Source organism: Streptomyces chryseus (genome assembly GCF_014650755.1).
In the GTDB taxonomy this organism is placed as follows: Bacteria; Actinomycetota; Actinomycetes; order Streptomycetales; family Streptomycetaceae; genus Streptomyces; species Streptomyces chryseus.
Genome location: NZ_BMVO01000045.1, coordinates 1 through 22948, shown reverse-complemented (window position 1 = coordinate 22948; position 22948 = coordinate 1). Strand labels below are relative to the sequence as shown.

Annotated in this window: 18 protein-coding genes; 8 read left to right on the top strand and 10 right to left on the bottom strand. The window is 71.6% G+C overall.

Annotated elements, in window-relative coordinates; all coding sequences use genetic code 11:
• Window positions 1-643: 643 nt before the first annotated feature.
• The 3 genes from IE185_RS31950 to IE185_RS31940 all read left to right on the top strand — a co-directional run bounded on the left by IE185_RS31950 (window position 644) and on the right by IE185_RS31940 (window position 4602).
• Window positions 644-3199, top strand: a complete 2556-nt coding sequence (locus tag IE185_RS31950; protein ID WP_444545115.1) for a helicase associated domain-containing protein — start codon at window positions 644-646, stop codon at window positions 3197-3199.
• Window positions 3199-3615 carry a hypothetical protein gene (locus IE185_RS31945; RefSeq protein ID WP_138894523.1) on the top strand — a complete coding sequence of 139 codons (417 nt, stop codon included), beginning with the start codon at window positions 3199-3201 and terminating at the stop codon, window positions 3613-3615. Before IE185_RS31950 ends, IE185_RS31945 begins: the two co-directional genes overlap by 1 nt.
• A 306-nt stretch (window positions 3616-3921) precedes the next feature.
• Window positions 3922-4602 (top strand): hypothetical protein, encoded by a 681-nt coding sequence (locus IE185_RS31940; protein WP_189716488.1) that lies wholly within the window; start codon window positions 3922-3924, stop codon window positions 4600-4602.
• Between the two features lie 393 nt (window positions 4603-4995).
• Here the strand turns inward: IE185_RS31940 and IE185_RS31935 are convergent, their stop codons facing one another.
• From IE185_RS31935 to IE185_RS31925, 3 genes are all read right to left on the bottom strand, one after another.
• On the bottom strand, window positions 4996-5847 hold the full coding sequence (locus IE185_RS31935) for a hypothetical protein (RefSeq protein WP_138894524.1): 852 nt from the start codon (window positions 5845-5847) through the stop codon (window positions 4996-4998).
• A gap of 177 nt (window positions 5848-6024) precedes the next feature.
• Window positions 6025-6849: a hypothetical protein gene (locus IE185_RS31930; RefSeq protein WP_189716486.1), complete on the bottom strand. Its 825-nt coding sequence runs from the start codon at window positions 6847-6849 to the stop codon at window positions 6025-6027.
• Window positions 6850-7385: 536 nt separating this feature from the next.
• Window positions 7386-8777 carry a replication-relaxation family protein gene (locus tag IE185_RS31925; protein WP_138894526.1) on the bottom strand — a complete coding sequence of 464 codons (1392 nt, stop codon included), beginning with the start codon at window positions 8775-8777 and terminating at the stop codon, window positions 7386-7388.
• 704 nt (window positions 8778-9481) lie between these two features.
• Between IE185_RS31925 and IE185_RS31920 the strand changes: the two genes are divergently transcribed.
• The gene (locus tag IE185_RS31920) at window positions 9482-9973 is read left to right on the top strand and encodes a hypothetical protein (protein ID WP_138894527.1); all 492 of its coding nucleotides are present in this window, start codon (window positions 9482-9484) and stop codon (window positions 9971-9973) included.
• Window positions 9974-10595: 622 nt separating this feature from the next.
• On the opposite strand, the gene mobF is transcribed toward IE185_RS31920, so the two are convergent.
• On the bottom strand, window positions 10596-12515 hold the full coding sequence (mobF, locus tag IE185_RS31915) for a MobF family relaxase (protein ID WP_138894528.1): 1920 nt from the start codon (window positions 12513-12515) through the stop codon (window positions 10596-10598).
• Window positions 12516-12898: 383 nt separating this feature from the next.
• On the opposite strand from mobF, the gene IE185_RS31910 reads away from it, so the two are divergent.
• Together IE185_RS31910 and IE185_RS31905 are read left to right on the top strand one after the other, a co-directional pair.
• On the top strand, window positions 12899-13321 hold the full coding sequence (locus tag IE185_RS31910; protein WP_138894529.1) for a DUF4357 domain-containing protein: 423 nt from the start codon (window positions 12899-12901) through the stop codon (window positions 13319-13321).
• Between the two features lie 96 nt (window positions 13322-13417).
• Window positions 13418-15310 carry a zeta toxin family protein gene (locus IE185_RS31905; protein ID WP_229843827.1) on the top strand — a complete coding sequence of 631 codons (1893 nt, stop codon included), beginning with the start codon at window positions 13418-13420 and terminating at the stop codon, window positions 15308-15310.
• Here IE185_RS31905 and IE185_RS31900 read toward each other — a convergent pair.
• Window positions 15268-15567: a hypothetical protein gene (locus IE185_RS31900; protein WP_138894531.1), complete on the bottom strand. Its 300-nt coding sequence runs from the start codon at window positions 15565-15567 to the stop codon at window positions 15268-15270. The genes IE185_RS31905 and IE185_RS31900 overlap by 43 nt on opposite strands.
• Window positions 15568-15783: 216 nt before the next feature.
• On the opposite strand from IE185_RS31900, the gene IE185_RS31895 reads away from it, so the two are divergent.
• Entirely contained in the window at window positions 15784-18486 is a 2703-nt protein-coding gene (locus IE185_RS31895; RefSeq protein ID WP_138894532.1) for an ATP/GTP-binding protein, read from the top strand.
• 278 nt (window positions 18487-18764) lie between these two features.
• On the opposite strand, the gene IE185_RS31890 is transcribed toward IE185_RS31895, so the two are convergent.
• The 5 genes from IE185_RS31890 to IE185_RS31870 form a co-directional block, all read right to left on the bottom strand.
• The gene (locus tag IE185_RS31890) at window positions 18765-19328 is read right to left on the bottom strand and encodes a GNAT family N-acetyltransferase (RefSeq protein ID WP_138894533.1); all 564 of its coding nucleotides are present in this window, start codon (window positions 19326-19328) and stop codon (window positions 18765-18767) included.
• Entirely contained in the window at window positions 19325-19954 is a 630-nt protein-coding gene (locus tag IE185_RS31885) for a lasso peptide biosynthesis B2 protein (protein WP_138894534.1), read from the bottom strand. Before IE185_RS31885 ends, IE185_RS31890 begins: the two co-directional genes overlap by 4 nt.
• Window positions 19951-21627, bottom strand: a complete 1677-nt coding sequence (locus IE185_RS31880; protein ID WP_268246689.1) for an albusnodin/ikarugamycin family macrolactam cyclase — start codon at window positions 21625-21627, stop codon at window positions 19951-19953. Before IE185_RS31880 ends, IE185_RS31885 begins: the two co-directional genes overlap by 4 nt.
• 93 nt (window positions 21628-21720) lie before the next feature.
• Window positions 21721-21858 (bottom strand): albusnodin family lasso peptide, encoded by a 138-nt coding sequence (locus IE185_RS31875; protein WP_138894536.1) that lies wholly within the window; start codon window positions 21856-21858, stop codon window positions 21721-21723.
• 108 nt (window positions 21859-21966) lie between these two features.
• Window positions 21967-22422, bottom strand: coding sequence for an ATP-binding protein (locus tag IE185_RS31870; protein ID WP_138894537.1), 456 nt, complete (start codon window positions 22420-22422; stop codon window positions 21967-21969).
• Window positions 22423-22615: 193 nt separating this feature from the next.
• Between IE185_RS31870 and IE185_RS31865 the strand changes: the two genes are divergently transcribed.
• Window positions 22616-22948: helix-turn-helix domain-containing protein (locus IE185_RS31865; protein ID WP_189716484.1), on the top strand; the 333-nt coding region annotated here is incomplete at its 3' end.

Below are 22948 nucleotides of genomic sequence, written 5' to 3'. Positions count from 1 at the left end.
CCCGCGGAGCGGGTCCCCCAGGGCTCCGCCCTGGACAGCGAGCGGTCGGGGCTCCGCCCCTCCCTCCGCTCCCGCTCCGCGTGAGCGGAGGCGGTTCGCTCCGCGAGCCCGCCAACTGGAGTGAGGCCGGGACGCCTTCGGCCCCCCGGGGGCCGGCCTCCGGCCGACCCGTGGCCTCCGCTCCGCTCCAGCCACCGCCCGCGCTCCGCACGGGCGTAGACCAGGCAGGCAGTACGGCAACCACCCGGCCGGAGGGAGTGAGGCACAAGCGGCAGCAAGGGGAAAGGGGGTGACGGGTCGTCGGGGAGGGAGCAGGAGCATGGGGGCCAGCCTTCCAGAGGAAAGAGCCGGATTGAGAGGCCGTCAGGGGCCTTGCTTGGCTTGCAATAAGACCAGAGTAACAGCTTCACGCCACGTTAGGAGGAATCTCGGCAATCCGTGTGCGTCTTTTTGAGTATGGAGATAGACTCTGGACTCAGAGCACACCGGCTCGGAGTGCTCTGGAAGCTTATCGAGATCCGCTGTACGGCCTCGCTGATGCTCCGGCGAATCAAGTCAGCCAGACATCAGCGCCAGTCCAATCGTAGACCTCGCACCGAATCTAAGTGCAGGTTTCCCGTTCTTCGCCGCTCGGATCGACCGTATGGCACCCAGGAGGAAGCAGGCGGATATGTCGACCACAAGCCGCACTGACCACCGCGAAACCGCCCAGCGAGAAGCCATTGACGCGGTCCTCGCTGCCCTCGAATTGCCTGCAAGATCACTTGTGCCCGAACGAGGGCTTCGAACGCAAGTGATCATGGCGACCGGGGCCGGGAAAACCCGGGTGGCGGTCCGCAGCGCGGAGGAGCTCCACGCGGGCCGTGTGCTGGTCCTCGTACCGTCTCTGGACCTCCTGGCGCAGACCGAGATCGCGTGGCGCGAGGGAGGCCGCCGGGGCCCGATGATCGGGGTGTCCTCCCTGCGGGGTGAGGATGTCTCCTTCCCCAACACCACGGACGTGGACGAGCTGGTGGAGTGGACGCGGGGCCTGGAGAAGGTCACCGTGTACGCCACGTACGCAAGCCTTGGACTGGGCACGCTGGAGCGGGCGCACGCCGGGGGCTTGGCGGCTTGGGACCTCATCGTCGTGGACGAAGCGCACCGCGTTTCGGGCCGGATCGGAAAGCCGTGGGCGGTCATCCACGACAACACCCGCATCCCCTCGCTGCGCCGGCTGTACATGACGGCCACGCCCCGGATGTGGCAGCTCGGAGACGAGGACGAGGCAGGCTCGCCGGGCGAGCTGGTCGCGAGCATGGATGACGACCCGGACGGCCCGTTCGGCAGCCGGTGCTTCACCTTGTCGCTTTCAGATGCCATCGACAGGGGCATCTGTGCCCCCTACCAGGTCGTATGCGTGGACGTCACCGACACCCAGCTCCAGGCCGCGCAGCTCCTGGGCGCCGAGAGCCGCTCGGCCGAAGTCCGCGGGGCGCGGCTCGCCGCTCTGCAGACCGCTCTGGTGAAGGCGTCCGCGGAGGAGGGCTTCCGAAGGACGCTGGTCTTCCACCACGTGGTGAAGGAGGCCGAAGCGTTCGCGGCCGGCCTTCCCGACGTCGCCGCGCAGCTGCACGCCAGCGACCGCGAGCTGTACCCGGCCACCGTGTGGGCGGACTGGCTGTGCGGCGAGCACAAGCCGCTCCACCGCCGCCGCGTCCTCGCGGAGTTCGCCGAGGGGATCGCCACGGACGGAACCGTCGTGGAGAAGGGCTACCTGGGGTCCGTGAAGGTGTTGGGCGAGGGCGTCGACACCAAGAACTGCGACTCCGTCTACTGGGCGGATGTACGCGGCTCCATGCCCGACCTCGTCCAGGCCGTGGGGCGGGCCCTGCGGATGCAGCCCGGCGAGGGCAAGGTCGCCTCACTGGTGGTGCCCATCCTGCTCGGCCCCGGCGAGACAGCGGACAACATGCTCACCAGCCGGGCGTACGGCGGCCTCGCCAAGCTCCTCGAAGCGCTCCGGGCCCACGACGCACGGATCGTGGAGACCCTCGCGGAGCAGCAGGCCCCGAGCCGCTACAAGCCCGTCAGCGAGGGCGGCAGCGGCAAGAGCGGCAACGGGACCGGCAGCGGCTCCGGGGGCGTCAGCGCACCCGCCAAGGCCCTGCTGAAGTTCTCCACGCCCCGCGACCCGGCCGCGCTCGCCGCGTTCATCAACCTGCGGGTCCTCAACCCGGAACACGAGCACTGGCGGCGCGGGGTGGAGGCCGCCGTCATCTACGCCCGCGCGCACGGCGACCTGCGCGTCCCGTTCACGTTCCGCGTCCCGGCCGCCGAGGACGCGGAGAAGGCGGGGTGGCCGGCCTCTCTGGCGAACTTCCCGCTCGGGCAGTGGACCGCCGACGCCCGCCGCTTCTACAGCCGCGGCGACATGGACGAGGAACGCGTCGCCCAGCTGGAGAAGCTCGGCATGGTCTGGTCCCACTTCGACGTCGCCTGGCAGGAAGGGCTGTCCGCCGCACGCGGGTGGGCCGCCGAGCACGGCCACCTCCTGGCGCCGCTGGACGCCGCCTTCCAGGGCGCGGCAGTGGGGATCTGGCTGAAGAACGCGCGGGCCGCCGCGCGGAAGGCGCAGGAGATCGAGCAGCGGCGTGCCGAGGGGCTGCCAGTGGAGTCGTCGGCCGGGGCGATGACGCGGGAGCGGCGCGAGCAGCTGGAGGAGATCGACCCCTCGTGGTGCCCGGTGTGGCCGGTGACGTGGCAGCGCTGCTTCCACCTCGTCCGGCTGCACTTGGACGGCGGTGAAGGTATGCCAACCAAGGCGGGCGAGGTCGTGCGCCAGGGCGAGGACCTCGGACGGTGGGTCACCTCGGTCCGGCACGGGTGGGACCAGCTCACCGCGGTGCAGCAGTGGATGTGCGAGCAGGTCCTCGGTATCGAGCGTGCCGACGAGGACGAGAAGCCGAAGCCGCGCACCAGCCAGGCGGACAAGTGGGCGATGCACTTCAACGCCGCCGCCCAGTTCTTCGCGCGCGAGGGGCACTTGGTGGTGCCCCGCAAGCACGTCGAGACCATCACCCTCGACAGCGACGGCCAGGCGCAGCAGGACGTACCGCTGAAGCTCGGCACGTGGGTCGACAACCAGCGCCGCCGGGCCGCCACGCTGGCACCGGAGCGGGTGGAGCAGCTGTCCAAGGTCGGGATGAGGTGGGCCTGATGGGCGTCATCGTGGCACTGGACGCGACGGAGGTCCTGGCGGCGGCGCAGCGGTGCACGTGGGCCTTGGCCGACCCGGGCGACTTCCTCAGCTCCGAGGCGTCGGAGGAGATCCTGACCGTGGCGCTCAGCGCCGTACGCGAGGACGAGCGGGCCGGGTACGTGCAGCGCCTGGAGGCGTTCGCCGACCGGCACCGGGGCCGCCTTCAAGAGCTGCTGCGCGCGTACGGGCCCGGCAGTAAGCCCGCCTCGCACGGCCGGTACATGCTGGCCGGCCAGCCCGAAAGCCTGATCGTCTGCGAGCGCATGGAGACCGCCCCGTTCCTCCTCCGCGCCCGATGGGACGCGTCGCTGGAGGAGCTTCTGCTGGACGACCTCGAGTTCGCGTGGGGGCCGGCCACCCGCCTCAGCCGGTGACCTTCTGGAGCAGACGGCGACGGGCCGCACGGAGTCTTCCGTGCGGCCCGTCGCCGTACCCGGGTCAGGGTGTGTCGACCGGACCAGTCCCAGCGGCCCCGCTCGCCCGGGCGCGGGTCGTACAGGGCGCGGCCGCCGGGGGCATCCGGCGCTCCGAAAGAGTGAATCTCCCCTCGCGTACGTGGGCGCGGTCTTAGTCGTGTCGATCCAACTTGCCTGATTTTAAAGCGTATTGACAGGCTTTCATGCGTTCTGTCATGTTCTGTTCGCCCTGTTCAAGGCGAACGAGCGAGAGCGAGGAATCCCATGGCACAGCGAACCGAATACGACGCGGCCCAGGCCGCGAAGCGCCTGCACACCACAGTCGTGGTGCTGCGCTGGGCGCGGCACGTGGGCCTGGTCCCGGATCCGGATGTCCGCGGCTTCGCGTGGTCGAGGTCGGTGGTGGAGGCGATGGACGCGGAGGCCGTGCGGGCGTCGATGCCCCGCGAGGCGATCTCACCGTACGAGGCGGCGAACCGGATCGCGGCAGCGCTGGGCACGCCGAACGAGCCCAGCCAGCCGCCGGCGGTGTCCACCTACGGGGTGGAGCGCCTCGTCGCGCTCGGCCTCCTGCTCGACCTCAGTGCCCATCGCCGGTACAGCTCCCTCAACCCCGACCAGGTCGACCAGGTCGCCGCCCGGAAGGGTCTTGCCGAGCTGCTGGACCGCGAGGCGCCGCTCGGGCCGGAGCAGGCCGCCGCCAGGCTCGGCGTACGCCGGGTGGACTTCGAGTGGATGCGCCGCCTGGGCTGGATCGCGCCCGTCTCCTGGGGCCGCGTCCAGTTCGGTGCGAGCAAGGCCGGGGCCGTCGACGTCCCTCGGTTCGCCGCCGGCCACGTCGACGACCTGCCCGGGGCACACCCTGAGGTCGACTGGGCGCAGCTGCGTTCGGTCGGCAAGGGGCGGCGGTCCCCGCTCGCCGGCCTCCAGACGCAACCGGCCTGACCGCCCCAGGCCGCCCCCCGATGGACGACCACCGACAACGCGGGCTTGCCCAGGGTCACCTTGGGCTTGCCCACGCCGTCGACGCGAGGCTTACCCGGCCATCAGGGGGCTTGCCCGGGGCGGAAGCGGGCCCGGCAACCTTGGGCCTTCTCGGCGGTCGTGGCTGTCGGCCTCTTGGGCAAGCCTGCCCGCCGGTGAGCTTGCCCAGGGAAGCCTTGGGCTTGCCCGACCGGGTGACCGAGCACGTGACCGGTCACCCGCATCTGCGTGACCGATCCGTCTCCCGCCATCGGCCAAACCACAGCTCAGCGGCGTGACCGACCCGTGCAACTCTTGTGGGATCCGGTCACCCGTAGCTGGGCAGCTGATGGCCAGCCGGGTACAAGGCCATCGTCAGCACATTCCCGGGCCGGTGAGATGCGGCCACAGCAGCTTGACGTCGCGGGCGACCCGCTCCGCCAGGACGACGGGGTCGTTGGCGCTCCACTGGTGAGCTGTCCCGAGGGCGTCGGCGGCCTTCGTCCTGGAGCTGCTTTTGCTGGGGAAGGAGCCAGAGGTGACGCGGGCGGTGAACGTCGCTGGGGCCGGCGGGCGGGGCAGGAAGAGCAGCGGGTGGTGCGGGGTGAAGTCAAAGTGGCCCAGGCGAGCGGCTGGTTCTTGGTCCAGGAACTGCGGTTCGGTCCACAGCCCGACGGTGACCACCAGCCACGTGTGGGGGCGGTCCGGGTCGTCGCACAGCCACAGGTCGAACGTGCCGGCCAGTAGATCCTTCTGCCACTTCCAGACTTTCGCCCGCGGATCAAGCTTGTCGGCCCCGTCCCGGCGCAGCGGCATCAGGGCGCGCTCGAACGGGGCGATCAGATCGTCGTAGGCGGCCCGCAGGGCAATGCTGCTGGCGTGGTCGTACGTCAGCTCGCGGTCCGGCGTGATCTCCCACTTCAGACCGTCGGGAAGCTGGGTGGTCAGGTACTGGCGCAGCGGGCCGATGGCCAGCGGGAGGCCGTCCTTGCCGAGGCGGGCGTGCTCGGATGCGGGCAGGCGGACCCACCACGCGTAGTAGGGGGTGTCGTCGTCGTAGGAGTCGTAGTCGACGCAGAGCTCGTACACGCAGCCCAGCGAGGCGGCCAGCTCCGTCATCGTCGCCTTCGTGCGCTCGTCCAGGTCCGGTTCCTCGCCCGCGAGCCGCTGAGGATCCCGGACCTCGAGGCGCCACACCACCCACTCGAAGTCGCTCCAGTCCTTCACGCGCACCCGCCCCCCGTCTCGGTGCGACCCCTGCTGTTCCCGGCCAACGCCCCACTCCTCTGCTTCGCCTTGCTTTGACAGTCCAGTACACCAAGGCCCACGGGACGGGCGGGAACGTTCGCAGACACCCGGACCGGACGAGCGACACACTGGGCCAGCTGAACCCGGCGCACCGGCTCAGTCGGCGTCAGGGGCGTATCCAAGGTTCTCCAGGAGACGGCGGCGTTCGTCTGCCTCACGCTCAAGGAGTGCTGCCAGGACGGGCACGTCTCGGTGGGAGGTGATCGCGGCCTTCAGCACGGCTGCGAGGACGTCGGGCGGCAGGGCCTCTGCCTGGGTGGTGGAGGTGCCGCTGAACGAGCGGTGATCACTGGCCTTCGGCGGCGCGGTGGGCAGCCCGTAGTCGGCGATCTGCTGCTCGGTCACCGCCAGGCGCTCGAAGACGACCTCCGTTCCCGGGGCGTCCACGGCAGCGAACGCGGTGACATCCTCGGCCAGCGCGGAAAACAGGTGGACCCCGCTCTGGTCCCAGTCGGAGACGACGAAAACCCTCACCGTGCGGTGTCGGTCAGCAGCCGCACGCAGCGCTGCTCCCCGTTTCGCCGGCAGCCCATTGAATCCGCTGCCCGAGTACACGGGCACGCTATACGGGTCGGCGACGGCGACAAGCTGGGGAACCATCCCGGCGGTCTCGCAGACGATCTCAAGCCGCACCGGTTGCCCGGTCTGCCGGTCCAGCCGATAGTCCAGCGCCGCCTGGCGCAGCCCGGCCCGGAAGTCCTCGGGCCCGGCATAGGCGACGGGTTCGGCGCGGATCTCGGTGTCGTCGCGCAACGCCTCCCACGGGATGCGGCCCGAGCGGCGGGCCATCCCGAGGAGTTCCACGGTTTGTTTGTAGGTGCGCTCTTCCTTGACCAGTACGCCGTCGGAGATCAGCGAGTACCAGACCTGCCGGATTGTGAGTGGCAGCTGAGCCGCGTAGCGCGCAAGGACCCGGTCCACGGCCGTCAGCAGCTCGCACGTACGGGCGCGGGGCTTCCACTGCGGCTGATATCCACGGGGCCGCCGGTTCGGCATGACACGCCTCCCGATCGGAGTTAGGACGCCTTGGCGTCCCTTTCCAGGATCTCGCCCCAGACCGTGCCGCGGCAACGCCCCCGTGCCGGGGTTGTCCGGCTGTACCACCGTGTCCCTCTCCTGCGCCGCTCGCCCCATGGGCCGCACCACCGGAGCCGTGGCGGAAGAGCACGGCCAGCAGCGCGTGCTGACCGCATCGGACGTCGGTACGGGTACGGACTTCCCAGGACCCCTCCACAGGAAGTAGTCGGCGTGCCTGCGACCCCCTCTTGTGGCCTGTGACCTGCCTGTTTGGTGCTCATCGGCGTGAATGGAACGGGACCCGAAACGGGACCCGAAACGGGACCTCAAAGGGGACCCGGAACGGGACTCCAAAGAGGACCCGAAACGGGACCTCCGTCAGCCGTGGCCCCTCGCCCGAATCACGGTGGCGAACTACGCACGAGCGGGGGCCACGGACATCAGGGGGCTTGCCCGGGGCGGAAGCGGGAGCGCCAGCCGCGGGCCTTCTCGGCGGTCTCGGCGGCCTCCGCCTCCAGGCGGTCGCGCTCGGCCTGGTCCGCGGCCGCGACCGTCTTCTGCTCGCACGGGCGGCACAGCGTCGGGTGCCATCGCGGTGCCGGCTTCGGGTAGTCCGTAGCCGCCTTCCAGCGGTCATCGTCGAGCTTCGTTGCGCAGCCGGCGCAGACCGGACGACGGGCCTCACGCTCGGCCCTCTTCTGCTCCGTCGCGCGCCGCAGCTGCTCCTGGTACTCCTCCTGCCGGACCTTCATCTCCTCCCGCTCGCGAGCGATGGCCGCGTCCCGGCGCGGGTTGCCGATCGCGTCTCGCAGGGGCTGCATCTGGGTTCGGCCGAAGCGGAGGAACACCGGACCGTTGGGGCCGTGCTCGCGCAGGTTCCGCAGTCCGGTCGCGACGATGGGGATCTTCCTGTCGTAGCTGTGGTAGCCCCCGGTGGTCATCTGTCCCGCCCACAGGGGGCGGGTGAGCTCTTGCAGGCGCGGGATGGTCCGGTTGGGGTCGCGGGCGCCTATGTGGTTGAAGACGAACAGCACGGGCGGGTGCGGGGTCTCCCCCTCGTCGGCGTAGGCCAGCCAGCGGGTGCGCCACATCGGCTTGTCCTTGCCGTCGGTGTCCTTGATCTGCCGCTTGAAGAAGCGGTGGTACTTCGCGAGCTTCGCCGCGATCTCCTCGGCGGTCTCGTGGCAGTTGTCGACCTCGATGAACAACAGCGGGATCCCGGCCTGCGCCGCGGTGAGCACGATGTCCGCCTGGGCGCCGCCCTTGCCCGGCGCGCCCCAGGTTCCGGTGGCGGGCAGCGGTACCTCGGTCGCGTACGAGGCGATGGTGCCGATCCCCCGAGGCGAGTCGACGGCGGCCTGGGCGGCCAGCTTGGCTTCGGCCGGCTCGTTGGTGAGCAGCCTCAGGTCGGGCTTCGGGCGGAGCATCGCGATGACCGTCTCGTTGACGGCCATGGGGTGGGTGGCCCCGCTGGAGCCCGCGCCGCGCGCGGTGGAGCCCATCTCCGTGAGCGGGCGCCCGAGCTCGTAGGAGGCGGCCTCCAGGCCCTTGGTGGTCAGGTTGCGCAGCGACTCCCCCGCCCGGCTGGTGCCGCCGTTCTCGGCGAGACCGTGCTTGCGCAGATCGGAGAGCGCACCCGCGTGCGAGGCGGTACGGGCGGTCTTCTGCTCGGAGGCGGTCGGCTTGGTCGTGTGCCGGTAGGTCAGGTGCGGTGAGGCGATCCGCTGGATCTGGTCGGCCGTGGCCACCTTCAGCACCCCGAGCACGCGCAGCACATCCCCGCGCAAGTCGTTCGAGGATCCCGCCGGGTTGGTCACTCGCTTGCCTGCCATCAGCTCCACTCCTTCGTCACGCGCGACCAGCCGTCGGCTGCACGCCGGACCTGTCCGGTCGTGGAGGGCGTCCGGGCCCCCCGGAACCCGATGATCTCCTCCCATACGGACAACAAGAGGGGAGAAGAGGGTTGTGACGCTGCATTTTTCGCGCCGATTCGCGCGCTGACCAGCGCATTTACCTCCAGGGTGGGTGCCGGGCACCCAAGTGGGCTCCAAAGGAGGGCTCGAAGTGCCCCCTCAAGGAGCCCACTTCGGCTTGCCCAGCCGGCGCGAGGCTTGCCCGCGCCCAGCCCGGCGCACGGCCGGGCTGGCGCCAGCGGGCCGGCTCCCGGACGGCATTGGATCGTCGCCATCGTCGTATCTCCTTCACTTCCTTCATCGCCCCACACCGGGGCCGTGGAAGGAGAGCGTGCAGAACGCCCCCTTGACCGCGGTCTAACGGTGGCCAGCAGCGAGGCATGTCCAGGGGAAACGCGGCGTCCGCGTCCGTGCGGCGTCCCTGGTCAAGGGGGTCAGCGGCCGGAACCGCAGTCGAGTGCAGCACCGGACAAGGGGGGTCCGTTAGCCCCCCTTGTCCGGGGGGTTTGTCCGTTTCCAGAGAGGGGGGAGAGCTCTCCTCCCTTGTCCACAGGCCCGGCCCTTGATGCTGCTGAGGACGTCGTCGTGACCGGCACGGCGACCGTCCTGTCGAGGAGACCTTCATGCCGTACCTGATCCCGCCCCGTACGCCGCTCACCCCGGAGCAGGTCGAGCGCGCCTTCGACTACCTGCTCGCCCTGCAGACGGGCGGCGGGTCCAATGTCGCCGGCCGTGCGGACGCCGACCCGGAACTGGCCTTCCTGCTGCTGCGGGTGGCCGAGGACGTCATCTGGCCCATGGCGGCCGTGGGCGAGGAATCCGATCCGCACTCCGACTCCTTCGCCCTGGAAGAGGTCGGGTGCATCCTGCTCTCCGCCCTGCGGGACTGGGCACAGGACTCCCCCACCACCGGGGCCCTGGGCATCGCCCGCAGCATCATCCGCTTCGTCGTGAACGTCTTCCCCGCCCCCGACGACGAGGACGTCATAATCCCCCGCTGGATGCCCGACGCCGACAACCCCCACGGGGACACCGCCACCACCCTGGAGACGATCCGCGACGAGCACCTGGTGCTCGCCCACGCGATGCACTCCGCACCCGGAACGCACCGGTAACCGCACCACCGCGCACCCGGTGCGCATCGGGTGCACGGGTGCGCACCGGCCGGTGCGCACCACCAGTGCGGTTGGTGCGCACCATCCGGGGTGGTGCGCACCGCGGTCCGCACCACTGCTGCGGTTGGAGCGCACCGGTCGGCATGGAGGGGTGGATGGTGCGCGCACCATCGTCCGCGGTGCCGCCGGGCAGGGTGCGCGGTGTCTCACTGAACTGCCGGATCGGGGCCGACTCCCTCTATCACACGACCCCTTGACCGCCGCCTTGACCTACCCCCGAAAGTGCGACAGGTCACACGAATTCGGCACGCGTATGACACCGAGGCGGCACTGAACTCCGGCCGCACGGGTGCGCCCTGCCGGGCGGGCCGGTGCGCGCACCCGATGCGGCCGGTGCGCCTCCAGGCGTTCCGTCGGCGCACCTCGTGCGCATCCGCGGGGCCCGCCGGCGCTCCTGGTGCGCATCGTCTCGTCCAGCACCGCGCACCGGGTGCGCGGCGCGTGGATGCTCTGCATCGCGTCCGACGATGCCGTGCACTCCCGAGGCGATGCTGTGCACTCCCCCGCGATGTCGTGCACTCGCGCGGGAGTGCACGACATCGTCGGTGCGCGCTGGATGCACTCAACGCGGTGCACCGTGGCCTCGGCCGGGCTCGTGCGGATGCTGACGGTGTGCGTGCTGCTCTCCCTGGCGGTGCGCTGCGGGTGCATCCTGCGCGCTCGATGCGCTCTCGGCGGCGACCCGGTCCGCACGCTCTTTGGCGTCCTTGCGCAGCGCGGCGAGCCGCTGCCCGGCGCGGCCGACGTAGTCGAGCTGTTCGGCGGTCAGCCCCAGCGCCTCCAGGTCGGTGCGCAGGGCCGCGAGGTCGACCGCCGGACCGGCCTTCGCCGCGGCCGGCTGTTCCCGGGTGAAGAGGAGCAGCTGCTTGGGCGACGGCTGGTGCGCGGTCGCGTCGTACAGGGGGCGGCCGGTGCGGCGGGCGGTGCGCAGTCGGGCGGTGAGGACGCGGGCGGCGATGACGGCGCGGTCGTGTTCCAGCGGCACGCGCGGGATGTCCCACTCCCCCGGCTCCATCGGCAGGAAGGGCGCGGCCGGGTCGGGGGCCGGCTTGCGGTCCCGGCCGGAGGCGGCGGCCGGTGTCCGGGAGGGCAGCGGGGCGGCGGGTGCCCAGCGGGCGGTGTAGAGGCGGTAGCCGGCCTCCTCGCCGCGTTCGGTGCGGGCCTCGGTGATGTCGGTGCAGTGTTCGGCGAGCGCGGCGTCCACGATCTTTTCGTCCAGGCCGGGTTCGCGGCGGTGGCCGCGCTGGACGAGGGCGAGGTGGCGGCGGGCTTCGGCGAGCAGGTGGCGGCGGTGGAAGTAGCCGTCCTTGTTCATCACGAACACCGTGGCGGTGACGGCGACGGCCGCCAGGGCGACGTCGACCACGTCGGCGACGCGGGCCCGGATCGCGTCCGCTGCGGCGCGGGCGCGCTCGAGGAGGGAGTCGATGAGGTGGGCGCCGGTGGCGAGGAAGGCGCGGGCACTGCTCTGCCAGTCCTCGCGCAACTGCGCGAGAGAACGGGCCCGCGGCTTGTTGGGGCGGGTCTTGCGGGCGGCGATCCGGTTCAGCTTCGCCCGTGCCCGCTCGGAGACCACGGGCGCGAACTTCAGGTTCCCGTCGTCGTCGGTGGCGGTGACGTACTCGTGCTCCAGGTCAGTGAGGCAGGCGGCGATCTGCTCGCTGCGCCGGGCAGTCCAACGGATCAGTTCGTGAGGGACGCCGGCGACTTCCATGACCGGGCGGCGCCCGGCGGTGACGGTGCGGGGCTCGGAGGCCAGCCCCAGCGCCTCGCATGCCTCCATCATCACGACCTCGTTGTAGAGCGCGGACGCGGCGACGACCGACTCAAGCAGGGCCGTGGAGTGCACCGCCCCCCAGACACCGTCCGGGCGCAGGCCCCGCAGCGACAGAAGGACGTGATCGTGGAGAAGTGGCCGTCCCGATCGGGCCTCGTAGTGGCGGAAGCGCGCGGCGGCCAGGCCGTGCGCGGGACGGGTGCGTTCGGTGCCGCCCGCCTTGTACCGGATGACGGCGACGTCGTCCTCGATCCAGGCGAGCACCACCGTGATGGCCCGCTCGTGCGCGGCCTCGATCGCCTTCCGTGTCTTCTCGTCCCCGAGCGCCCACAGCAGTTGCAGGGTCACCTGCGGGCGGAAGACGAGATCGGCGCCGGTGACCTTCACCTTGCGTCCGAGCGCACCGGCCCGGCGCGCAGCCGCGGGCTTCTTCCCCGCTGCCAGCTGGTCGGCCACGAGCCGGTCGGCGTCCGGGTGCCGGCCCTCGCCGAACAAGGAGCGCAGCTGCGCCTCGGTCACCTCCTGACCGACCGCGAGACCGAGGGCGGCCAGGCCCTGCCCCATCCAGCGCCCGGCCGGAACGCCGGCGTCCTGCTGCGCCTGCCGAAGTGACTTGCGGGACGGTCGGCGGCCGTCGCCCACGAGAACCTGGCGCAGGTAGTAGCGGTACATCTGCCCGGCGGTGATCAGCGCGATATCCATCATGCAGGCCACGCCACACGGCCCTGACCTGCAATAAAAGGGCGATCAGCCGTACGTCCCGCCAGGCGGGAGCAGCGGCCGAACTTTCTTCCCGGCGGCCCGCCAGGCGGGAAGCGGCCCCGCACCGGCAGCGAGTGTCATCGCTCTCCGGCAGTCCTTCACACCACCCACCACCGTCACCCGACGAATGGCCTTGCCCACGTGGCGGTGCAGCAGACCGGCACAGCAGGCCAGCAGCCCTATCCGACCGCGCCGGTCGCAGCCGTTGGCGGCCGCACTCGTGCGCGCGGGGACGGATCTGAGGCAAGCGATACGCCATCTACTCCTGACCACTCTGAGATATAGTGGTCAGGAGTGAAAGCATTGTGTTGTCGAGAGGATCTTCGATGCCCACCGTGAGCCTGCATTTCGACTCGTCGTTGGTGGCCCGGCTGGCGGCGGCCGGGCCGGACGAGACCGTCCACATCACCCTGGCCCTCGATGCCGTGCCCGACAGCACACCGACCGCCGGCGCTTCTGGTGCTGGGCGGGCGGTGGCCCCGCAGGGTCCGCTGGCCGAGCTGCTGCTGAAGGGGCTACTGAAGGCCGGGGACGTGCTGTCGTTTCAGCAGCGGCGCGCGGGACGGGAAGCGGTGGCCACGGTGATGACGGACGGGCGACTGGTCGTCGAAGGTCATGCCATGCCGTACACCTCGCCGTCGAAGGCAGCCTCCGCCGTCACGCAGAGCCCGGCGAACGGCTGGGTGCTCTGGCGCACTGCGGACGGCCGCACCCTCGACGCCCTGCGCCAGCAGCTGCAACAGGACTGACGAGATCCATCCAGGGACCGGGCCATACCCGGGCCGCCGCCCCAGTGTTCTTGCCCATCCCGTAGCCCGCACCGTGATCTGTCCATGGAGGAGTACGTGAGCTCGCCGTCCCAACCCCTGCCGCCGATACCGGCTCCGGAGCCAGGCGCAGACCCGGCCAGCGACTGGGCCCAGTTGGTACTGACGGCGACGGTGCTTCCGGGCGCCGTGCGGGGCGCGGTGCCTCAGCAGCGGCCCGTGGTGGTGTTCATCGCGGGACAGCCGGGCAGCGGCAAGTCACTCGTGGCGGACATGGTGCACGCGGCGCTGGGCCAGCGGGGCGGGGCGGTGCGGGTGGACCACGACGAGTACAAGGCCGTCCACCCCTACTACCGGGGTTTCCTTGCGGAGGACGTGCGTACCGCCGGGGTCAGGGTGCGGCCGCAGACGTACGGGTGGCAGGCCGAGGTCGAGTCTCGGGTGCGGGCGTTACGGTACGACGTGGTGGTGGAGACGCCCCTGGCCGACCCGGATGCGTTCCGCCGGTCAGCGGGTGCGTACCGGCAGGCGGGCTACCGTGTCGAGGTCGTCGCCCTGGCCGTGCCGGAGGCGGTGAGCCAGCTCGGGGTCTTGGACCGGTACCTGCGGCTGGCCGAGGCCGGCCGGGCCCGGTACGTGTCGTGGGAGAACCACGACCGGTGCGCGGCAGGCATGCTGGCCTCGTTGGATGCGTGCGAGGCCGAGCGCCTGGCGGAGCGGGTTGTCGTCGTGGGGCGCACCGCGGCGGTTGGCCCCGCTCTGTACGACAACGAACTGACCGCGGCCGGGCACTGGCGCCGTCCGGCGGGGGCGGGGCAGGCGGTTGTCGCCGAACGGGCCCGCCCGTGGAGCGCCGTGGAGACCGGGCGGTTTCGCCGCCGGCTGGCTGAGGCCGACCGCCGCGCCCACCGCACCGTGCCGGAGGACTGGGGGCTGGCCGTGCAGCGGGACGCCGAGCGTGCCGCTGCCCTGGCCGAGCCGGTCAGACGCGTGGCCCAGCCGCGGCGGGAGGCGCCCGGGGTGGACTATCACCGGCTCTCCGCCGAGGAACACCGGTGGATCTACGACGAGCTGATCGCGCCGTCCCTGCACATCACGCCGCAGCAGCGGCCGGTCGCCGTATACGTGGTGGGCCAGCCCGGCGCCGGCAAGACCCGCGCTGCCCGGCTGGTCCGCCAGGCCCTGCCCGGGCGGCCCCTCCGGATCAGCGCGGCCCGCTTCATGGAGGCCCACCCGGACTCCTGGCAGCTGCTGCGGACCGAGCCGCATACCGCCGAGATGCGGATCCGTGCGGACTACCGCGCCTGGCAGGCCCGGGCTGAAGCCGACGTGCGCGCGCGGCGCGGCAACGTGGTTATCGAGACCGCCGCCGACAGCGTCGGGGAGTTCCTCACCGGCGCGGCCCTGTACCGGCAGGTGGGCTACCGGGTGGAGCTGGTGGTCCTGGCGGTGCGCGCGGCGGACTCCCGGCAGGGCAGTCTCGCCCGCTACGCGGAGGTGAGTCGGCACGGAAGCAGACCCGCCCGCCTCACCCGTGCGGACCGTCACGACGCCTCCTTCGCAATCCTCCCCGAGGTGATGGTGGCCGCGGAGAAGAGCGGGGCGGTGGATTCGGTGGTGGTGATGCGCCGGGACGGCCATGCGGTCCACCGCAACGAGCGCGTCGGCGGGACCTGGCTGCGGCCACCCGGCGCCGCCCAAGCCCTGGCCGCAGGGCAGTTACGCCCCTACACCGCCGACGAAGCGGCCCGGTTCTTCGCCGCGCAGGGCCGGCTGCGGGCCGTGCTGCCGCAGTACCGGGACGAGCTTGGGGCCATCAGCCGTCTGGCGGCGCCCCTGATGCCGCAGGAGTTGCGGCCCCGGCGTCTGCCCCCGTCTGCCGTCCCGGCCGCCCTGCCTCTGCCCGCACAGTCCGGCCCGGCCGGCCGTCACCCCTCAGCCGACTCCAACTCGTCCAGCAGGGCTTCGTAGGCGGCCGCGATCCGGGCGGTCTCCTCACCGCTCGCGCCCTCCAGCCTCTCCTGGTCCTCCAGGCATGCCTGGCGTTTGGACATCAGCTTCTCCAGGAGCTGCGCATCCGGCGCACCCGAGCGGCGTTCGGCCAGGATCCGCGCGCTGTACCAGGCGATCACCTGTCCCACCGTCTCAAGGGCGGCCTCGTAGTCGCCGCCGGTGGCAGGCTCGTTGCGGGACGGATTCGGGGAAGATGCCTGGTCGTTGTCGTTCACGTCAACCGCCTCGGGCCGGAAGAGAGCAGGGGCAAAAGGATCATTGTCGGTGCCCTCCGGGCGTCCCGGCAAGGCGGACCCCTGCGGCCCGCGCGCGTGGAAGTGGCTGAGAACCGGCCGGTCCTCGGCTCATATAAGTCTGTGTGCGGCGGGCGGCTGCCGTCCGGGGCCGGGTAGGCATAGGTTGACGCCCACATGATCAACCTTGGGGGGCCCATGGATCTTCGTGCGCTGTTCAGCTCCAACGATCCCATCAACGCCACCGAGGCGTTCACCAACCGTCAGGGCCAGTGGGAGCTGGTCGCCTCGGCGCTCCAGGAGCACCTGCGGAAGATCTCCAGCGAGGCATTCGACGTCGAGGACCTGGAAGCTCCCCGCAACAATCTGATCGTCTTCCACGGAGTGGGCGGCGTCGGCAAGACGACCCTGTCCAGGAAGCTGGAGGCCGCGCTCACCGCAGCAGACCAGCGCCCCGCGCAGTGGGGCGAGCCCACCTGGTCCGGCGAGAAGATCCTGCCCGTACGGATCGACCTCTCCCGCTCGGCCGGCACCTCGTTCGAGGACCTGGTGCTCACGATCCGCGCAGCCCTCTCCGAGCTGGGCCGCCCGCTGCCCGCCTTCGACCTCGCCCTGAAGCGCTACTGGGAAGCCCAGCACCCCGGCGAGAGCCTGGAGGAGTACCTGAACCGCGGCGGCCTGGCCGCCCGTTTCGGCAAGCACATGCCGCAGCAGATGCAGTCCGCGCTCGCCGACGTCGCCCAGGCCCTGCTGCTGCCCGGCACCGTCGGCTCCGCCATCGGCCAGCTCACCGGCTCCCTGACGAAGGCGCTGCGCGAGCGCCGGCAGACCGTCCGGGCGCTGGCCGGCTGCGCCCGGCTGGGGGACCTGCTGGAAGCCGAACCGGATCTGGAGGCTCTCAGCTTCTATCCGCACCTGCTGGCCTGGGAGCTCGACCAACTGCCCGCGGACAAGAAGGCGGTGCCCGTTGTCCTGCTGGACACCTTCGAGGACGTCGGGGACCGCACCCACCGCGACCTGGAGCAGCTGATCCAGCGGGTGGTGTGGCTGATGCCGAACGTGCTCTTCGTCATCACCGGCCGCTCACGCCTGCAGTGGGCCGATGAGGGACTGCAAGGACAGCTCGACTACACCGGCCCCACCGCCTGGCCCGGTCTGGCCCTGCCCACCGCGAGCGTCCCGGCCGCACGCGCCGCCAGACCCGCTCCCGGACAGGGGCGCCAGATCCTCATCGGCGACTTCTCCCCCCAGGACTGCGACACCTACCTCGCCCGCCGCCTCACCCACGACGGACAGCCCCTGATCGGCCCGGACATCCGGACCGTGATCACCCAGCGCTCACACGGCCTGCCGCTCCACCTGGACCTGGCCGTCGCCCGCTTCCTGGAGATCCGACGCGCCGGCCAAACGCCCGCCCCGGCCGACTTCGACCACACCTTCCCCGCCCTGATCGCCCGCACCCTCTCCGACCTCACCCCCGAAGAGCGGCACGTCCTCAGGTCCGCGTCCCTGCTGGACGCCTTCGACCTGGAACTGGCCACCCGCGCCGCCGGCTTGACGCATCAGGCACCGGCCCGCCGGCTCACTGAGCGGCCCATGGTGACCGAGAACCCCCACGCGATCTGGCCCTACCACCTCCACGGCGCGATCCGCTCCGCGCTGCGCACCGCCGACGACCACACCGACGACGGCTGGACCCCCACCGACTGGCAGCGCGCCGCCGAACGCGCCCTCGCCGCCCTCGGCGACCAGTGGCGCAACACCCCCACCCCGGCCACCAGCCGCACACTTCTCGTCGCCTGCCTGCGCCAGGGCCTGCGCCTGGCCCGCGACCACCACTTCGGCGACCTCGGCTGGCTCACTGACGCCGCCATCGCCTACGACAGCGACGCCATCTGGGAACCCCTCGTCCCGCCCGCCCGTGACCAGACCACCACCCCCCACGGCCCCGGCCACCCCGCCGGCCCGTCCCTGGACACCCCCGCCGGCGCCCTGGCCGAGCTGCTGACCACCCTCGCCCGCCGCCAGCGCGAACACCGCGAACGCACCGTCGACCACCTCACCGCGATCCTGACCACCGGCCTGCTCCCCGACGAACTCGCCGAGATGGCCGAGTACTACCGGGCCAAGGCCAACCGGGACCTCGGCCGCAACGAGACCTCCCGCCAGGGCATGCAGCAGGTTGCCGTCGGCGGCGGCCGGCTCGCCCTGCGCGCCCGCCGCGGCCTGGCCGACGCCGCCCGCATCGACGGAGACTTCCCGACCGCCCTCACCGCCGCCCAGGGCCTGGGCTTCGAAGGCCGTGAACAGCGCGTCCTGGGCGACATCTGGTGGGCCCACGCCGACCTCGACCAGGCCATCACCGCCTACGAAACCGCACGCACCGAAGCCGAACGGCACGGCAACACCGGAGAACAGGCCATCACCCAGGCCCGCCTCACCCTTGCCGTCGCCTTCACCGACCCCGCACGCGCCGACGACGAGATCACCCTCGCCACCCAGCTCCTCGACGGGCTCGCCCAGCGCGCCACCACCCTGATCACCCACATCGCAGCCCTCATCCGCGACGCCGGATCCCCCGACGTCACCGACCGCGCCCAGACCCTGCGCACCGAACTCACCGTCGCCGGACTCACCTGGCTGGGCCCCACCCTGGACGTCGCCCTCGCCTTCCACCACGCCGTCCTCGGCAACCGCCACGACCTGGCCGCCACCGCCGACCAGCTCCGCGAGTCGACCACCACCGGCAGCTACGCCTACTACGCCCACATCGCCGCCGCCCTCGGGGGCCTCCCCCAGCCCCAGCCGCCCGTCCGGTGGCTCGAGGACGACCACACCGTCCGGGACCGCTGGCACACCCTGGTCACCACCCGCCAGGCACACCTGCGCGAAGCCAGCTGACAGCACCCTGCGCGGCGTGCCGCGCAGGGTGCGGGAGCGTCATCAGGTCGGACATACGACGGCCCCGGAACCAGGCAATGCCGGTTCCGGGGCCGTCGTATGTCCGGGGGAGGTCAGGGTGCGAGGCCCCAGCCGACGTCCTCACGATTCGCGTCCCAGCCGATGTCACCGCTCATGGCCATCCCCTTGTCCATTCCTTCTCGGTACCGCCTGACCAATTCAACGTACAGACGCCCCGGCCTGCGGTGGAAGTACCTACCGGCGAGGGTGCTCCGGGGTCAGGGCAGCTGTGATGCGAGGGCGGAGGGGCCGGTGAAGTCCTCGGGAAGGGCGTCCATCAGCAGCTCGTCCACCGGTCGGCCGAGCCAGAACCCGGACTGTCGCATACGGCCCGACTGCTGGAACCCCGCCTTCTCGTACGCGGCGATCCCGGCCGTGTTGGGTTCGAGGACCTTCAGCCACACCATCCGCAGCGCGCCGAGATGGAACGCCCAGTCGAGCGTGAGCCGGGTGGCTTCGGTCGCGTACCCCTTCCCGCGCGCTTCCGGAGCCAGCACGATGATGAACTCGGCGGTGCGTACGAAGGTGTTCACCATCAGGGTGGTGATGCCCACGGGCGCCGCGTCTTCCAACCGCATCACCTCGAACTGTGGGTAGTTGTGGTTCCCGCGCTGTCCAGCCCATCCGGCCTCGCGGGTCTCCCACGCCTGCGGGAACTGGTTGCCGTACCCCAGGACCGTGCCCGGGTCGTTCTCCCAACGGTGGTACTCGGGCAGCATCTCGCGGCGGGGCTGGCCCAGCCCGAGCCGGTCCCCGCGCAGCAGCACCTGCGCTTCACTCATGCGGACCTCCTTCCCGGTCCCCGGCGAGCGGGGCCCGGTCCATCGGGTGTGTAGGTGACGGCGTACAGGGCGGTGTCCTCGGGTTCTTCGACCGGCCGCCCCTGCCGGTCAACGATCCATGCGTGCAGGCGCACCGGGTCTCCAGCGACCCCGTGCCGCCACTCGCCCCTGGCGCCGGTTGCGGCGAGGAGCACGGCCGCGGCGGCCGACTGTTCCAGGCAGGCCCACCGGGCGGGCATCATCCGTGACGCCCACCGCACTGCCCGTACGGCCGCCTGCGTCCGCGCCTGGCCGGCGGGGGGCAGGGGGCGTCCGATGCAGCCCAGGCGAACGAGTCGGTGGAACTTCCCCGACCGGGGCCCTGCGGCGGCCACGGCGGCCGTAGCGAGGAGCATGGGCAGTGCGGCCAGCCGCCACGCCCACGGGGCCGCAGGCGCCGGGGTGAGGGCCGCCGCCACCTCGATGGTGCCCCATGACGGCGCTTGTGTCGGGTGCTCTACCACCACGGCCCCTTGGGGAAGATGACGTTCCCCGGGCAGCACGGGCCGCAGTTCCGTGCGTCCGCTGCGGTAGTCGATCACCACGCACGCGGCGGGCAGCACCACCGCGACCAGGTCCTTGCTCATCGCTGCACCTCCCCGGCTGGCACCCAGGCCACCGGCTTGTCGGACTCAACCGCCGCCATCCACATCTCGGCGGCCAGCGCGGCCAGCAGCGGCGGCCACACCGACTTCGCCCCGAGCGCGACACCGTGGAGCGCCGCCCGTAGCGGACCGGGATCGATGAGCCCCAGCCCGGCCAGGCGTCCGTCCGCCAGGGCGAGCAGGGCGGGCAGGTTCGCCCGCACCCCCCGATGGAAGTCCCCGGCGAACACACCCTTCGCCGCCCGCGTCCGGTGCGCTTCGGGCAACAGCGTGCCCATCGCGTCGACGAGCAGCGGTTTGTAGCGGCGCACGCTGAAGCGGTGCCACGCCGGCACCGACACCACCGCGTCCAGCAGCAGGCCGTCGAAGTACGGGTTGTGCAGCTCCACCCCCACTGAGGCGGCCAGCTGTGCGTCCGCGACCGCGGCCCGGGCGGCGCCCCGCAGGTCTGCCACGAGAACCGTGTCCGCGTCCCCGGGCGTGGGCGGGGGTTCGTCGGCCGGACCGGTCAGCCACGGCGGCTTCGCCAGCCACGGCCGGTACAGGCGGGCCACCGACCCGGTCAGGGCCGCCCCGACCAGCGGCCAGGGACTCTCCCGGCGCAGTTGCGACCAGGCCAGGGCGTCTCGGCCCAGCCGCCAGAACCGCCCCAGCCTGGCCAGGTCCGCCAGGTGCACGGGCGGCGCCATGAACAGGTTGTCGCCGCCGTCGCCGGTCAGGTGGCATACCGAGCCGCGCCAGGCGACCGTCAGCAGGTGCTCGGAGAACATGGCCCATAGCCCGGACGAGGGGGCTGGTTCGTCCGTCGCGGGCAGCGCCCGGCCGGCAGGGCTGAACGGCAGGTGCTCCCGGCGCAAGGGGAACGGCAGGTGCTCCAGTTGCGGAACCGTCAGTGCCCGTGCGTACCGCAGGTCACCACCGTCCGTGATGCCTTCGGGGTGGGCCGTCAGCCCGAGCACCGGCCCGTGCCGTGCGGCGAGCACGGCCACGGTGGTGGAATCGATCCCCGCGACATCGCTGGAGACGGCCACCCCCTCGACCCGGGCCCGCACTCCCTCGCCCAGTGCCTTCGCCACCAGCGGCACCGCCGCCTCGTACGAGCGGCGCGAGGGCGACCACCAGGCCGTCACCGACACAGCCCCGCCCGGGCCCAGCCGCAGCCGCGATCCCGCGGGTACCGGCAGCACCCCGGCCCAGGCGCTGCGTGCCGGCAGCGGCGCCTGTCGGTCCAGCAGGAACGAGCGCACCCACTCGGAATCCGTCTGTCCGCCGGTCAGCGCCGAGAGCGCCAGCGCGCTCGACCCCCACACCAGACCGTCCACGGTGCGAACCGAATACAGCGGCAGCGCCGCCGCTAAATCGGTCACCACCTCCACCGTCCCGGACGGGTCGACCCGCACAGCGGTGAAACACCCCGCCCAACCGGCGACCGCGCGCGCAAGGTCCGGCGCCTTCGCCGCCTGCGCCAGCACATCGGGGCCGGCGGAGCACGGGCCGAACACGGCCAGCCGGAACCCGGACGGGGACTCCACCGACTTCACCAGCCGCTCCGGCCACGAGCCAGCCGTCCACAGCAGCGGATCGCTCCACACCAGCCGCACTCCGACCGGCACCCTCGCGGGTCCGCCCGGCGCACACCCACCAAACCAACGCATCCTGCTCTCCTCTCCTCTTTTGAGGTGCGGAACGCAAAGCGGCGGCCCCCTCGCGGAGACCGCCGCCCGGTACATCAACTGACGCGCCGCGCGTCAGTTGTACGGCGTCTGCTTGCCCTCGACGCTGCTGCTACTGCTGCCCTGCGTCAGCGTGGCAGCGTCGCCCAGGTCGATCACGGCGGGCAGGTCGGTCACGTGCTCCGGACCCTGTGCGTTCTCCCGGTCGTCCATGTCGCTCCCTCCTCTCGATGCTCGTCGGGATGAGACGGCCCGCGAGTTCTTGCTCGCGGGGGTCTGGGCCGTGCACGCCCCGAAGGGGGTGAGGGGCGTGCGCGGCGGTCAAAGGTCCCGGCCGGACTCGTCGTCTACCGGGGTGGGTGCCTTGTCCTCGATGTCGGCCCACATGCGCTTGCCCCAGTTGAGGGGGTCCTGGCCGGTGGTGTGGGACAGGGCCGCGACGATGGCCAGACCCCGGCCGTGCTCGGCGTCCGGCTCGGCGAGGTGTGGCTCGGGGACGGTGCCCTTGCGGGTGTCTATGACGGCGACCCGTACGCGGCCGGCCTGCAGGCGGACAACGGTCACGCGGAAGTTCGCCACCCGGGTGTGCTGAACGGCGTTGGTCGCTAGCTCGGACGTAATGAGGGCGGCGTCGTCGGCGAGGTACTCCAGGCCCCACGTGGAAACGGCTAGGGCGACCAGGCGGCGGGCCTTGCGGACCGATTCGGGGAGGGCCGGGAAGGTTTCCGTGTAGGCCGGCAGGCCGGTGGCGTGGGTGGTGGGGCGCGCAAGGGTCATGGTCTTCGGCTTTCAGGCCGCGGGTGGGCACGACAGAGCGTGATCATGCGTGCCGGTTCTGACGAGCACTCACCGACCGCCCGCCTAGAGTGCTCCTTGTTGCTCCATGACCGCAACAAGGAGCACAAGATTCTTGACCCCGGGAAAATCAGTTCCCCTGGAGCGCACGTCAGTGACGTGGGAAGGTGCGTCCATGACGCAGAAGCGCGCAACAACAACGGTCAAGGTGCGTCGTGTTGCGGCCGCGCTGCGGCGCTGGCGCGAGGACGCTGGCCTGCAACTGCGGGAAGCCTCAGGCCGGGCCGGAGTGGACTTCACGCGCCTGTCCCGCCTGGAGCGCGGGGTCTACCGGGTGCCGGCCGAGGACGTGCAACGGCTCGCGGCGGCGTACGGGGTCACCGACGAGAAGGCGGTGGAAGCCGTGGCCGCGGCGGCGGCCATACCGCCGGGCACGGGCTGGTGGGCCCCGTACGCCGGGCTGGTCGGCCAGAGCTACCTCGACTACACCGAGCTGGAAGCGGACGCC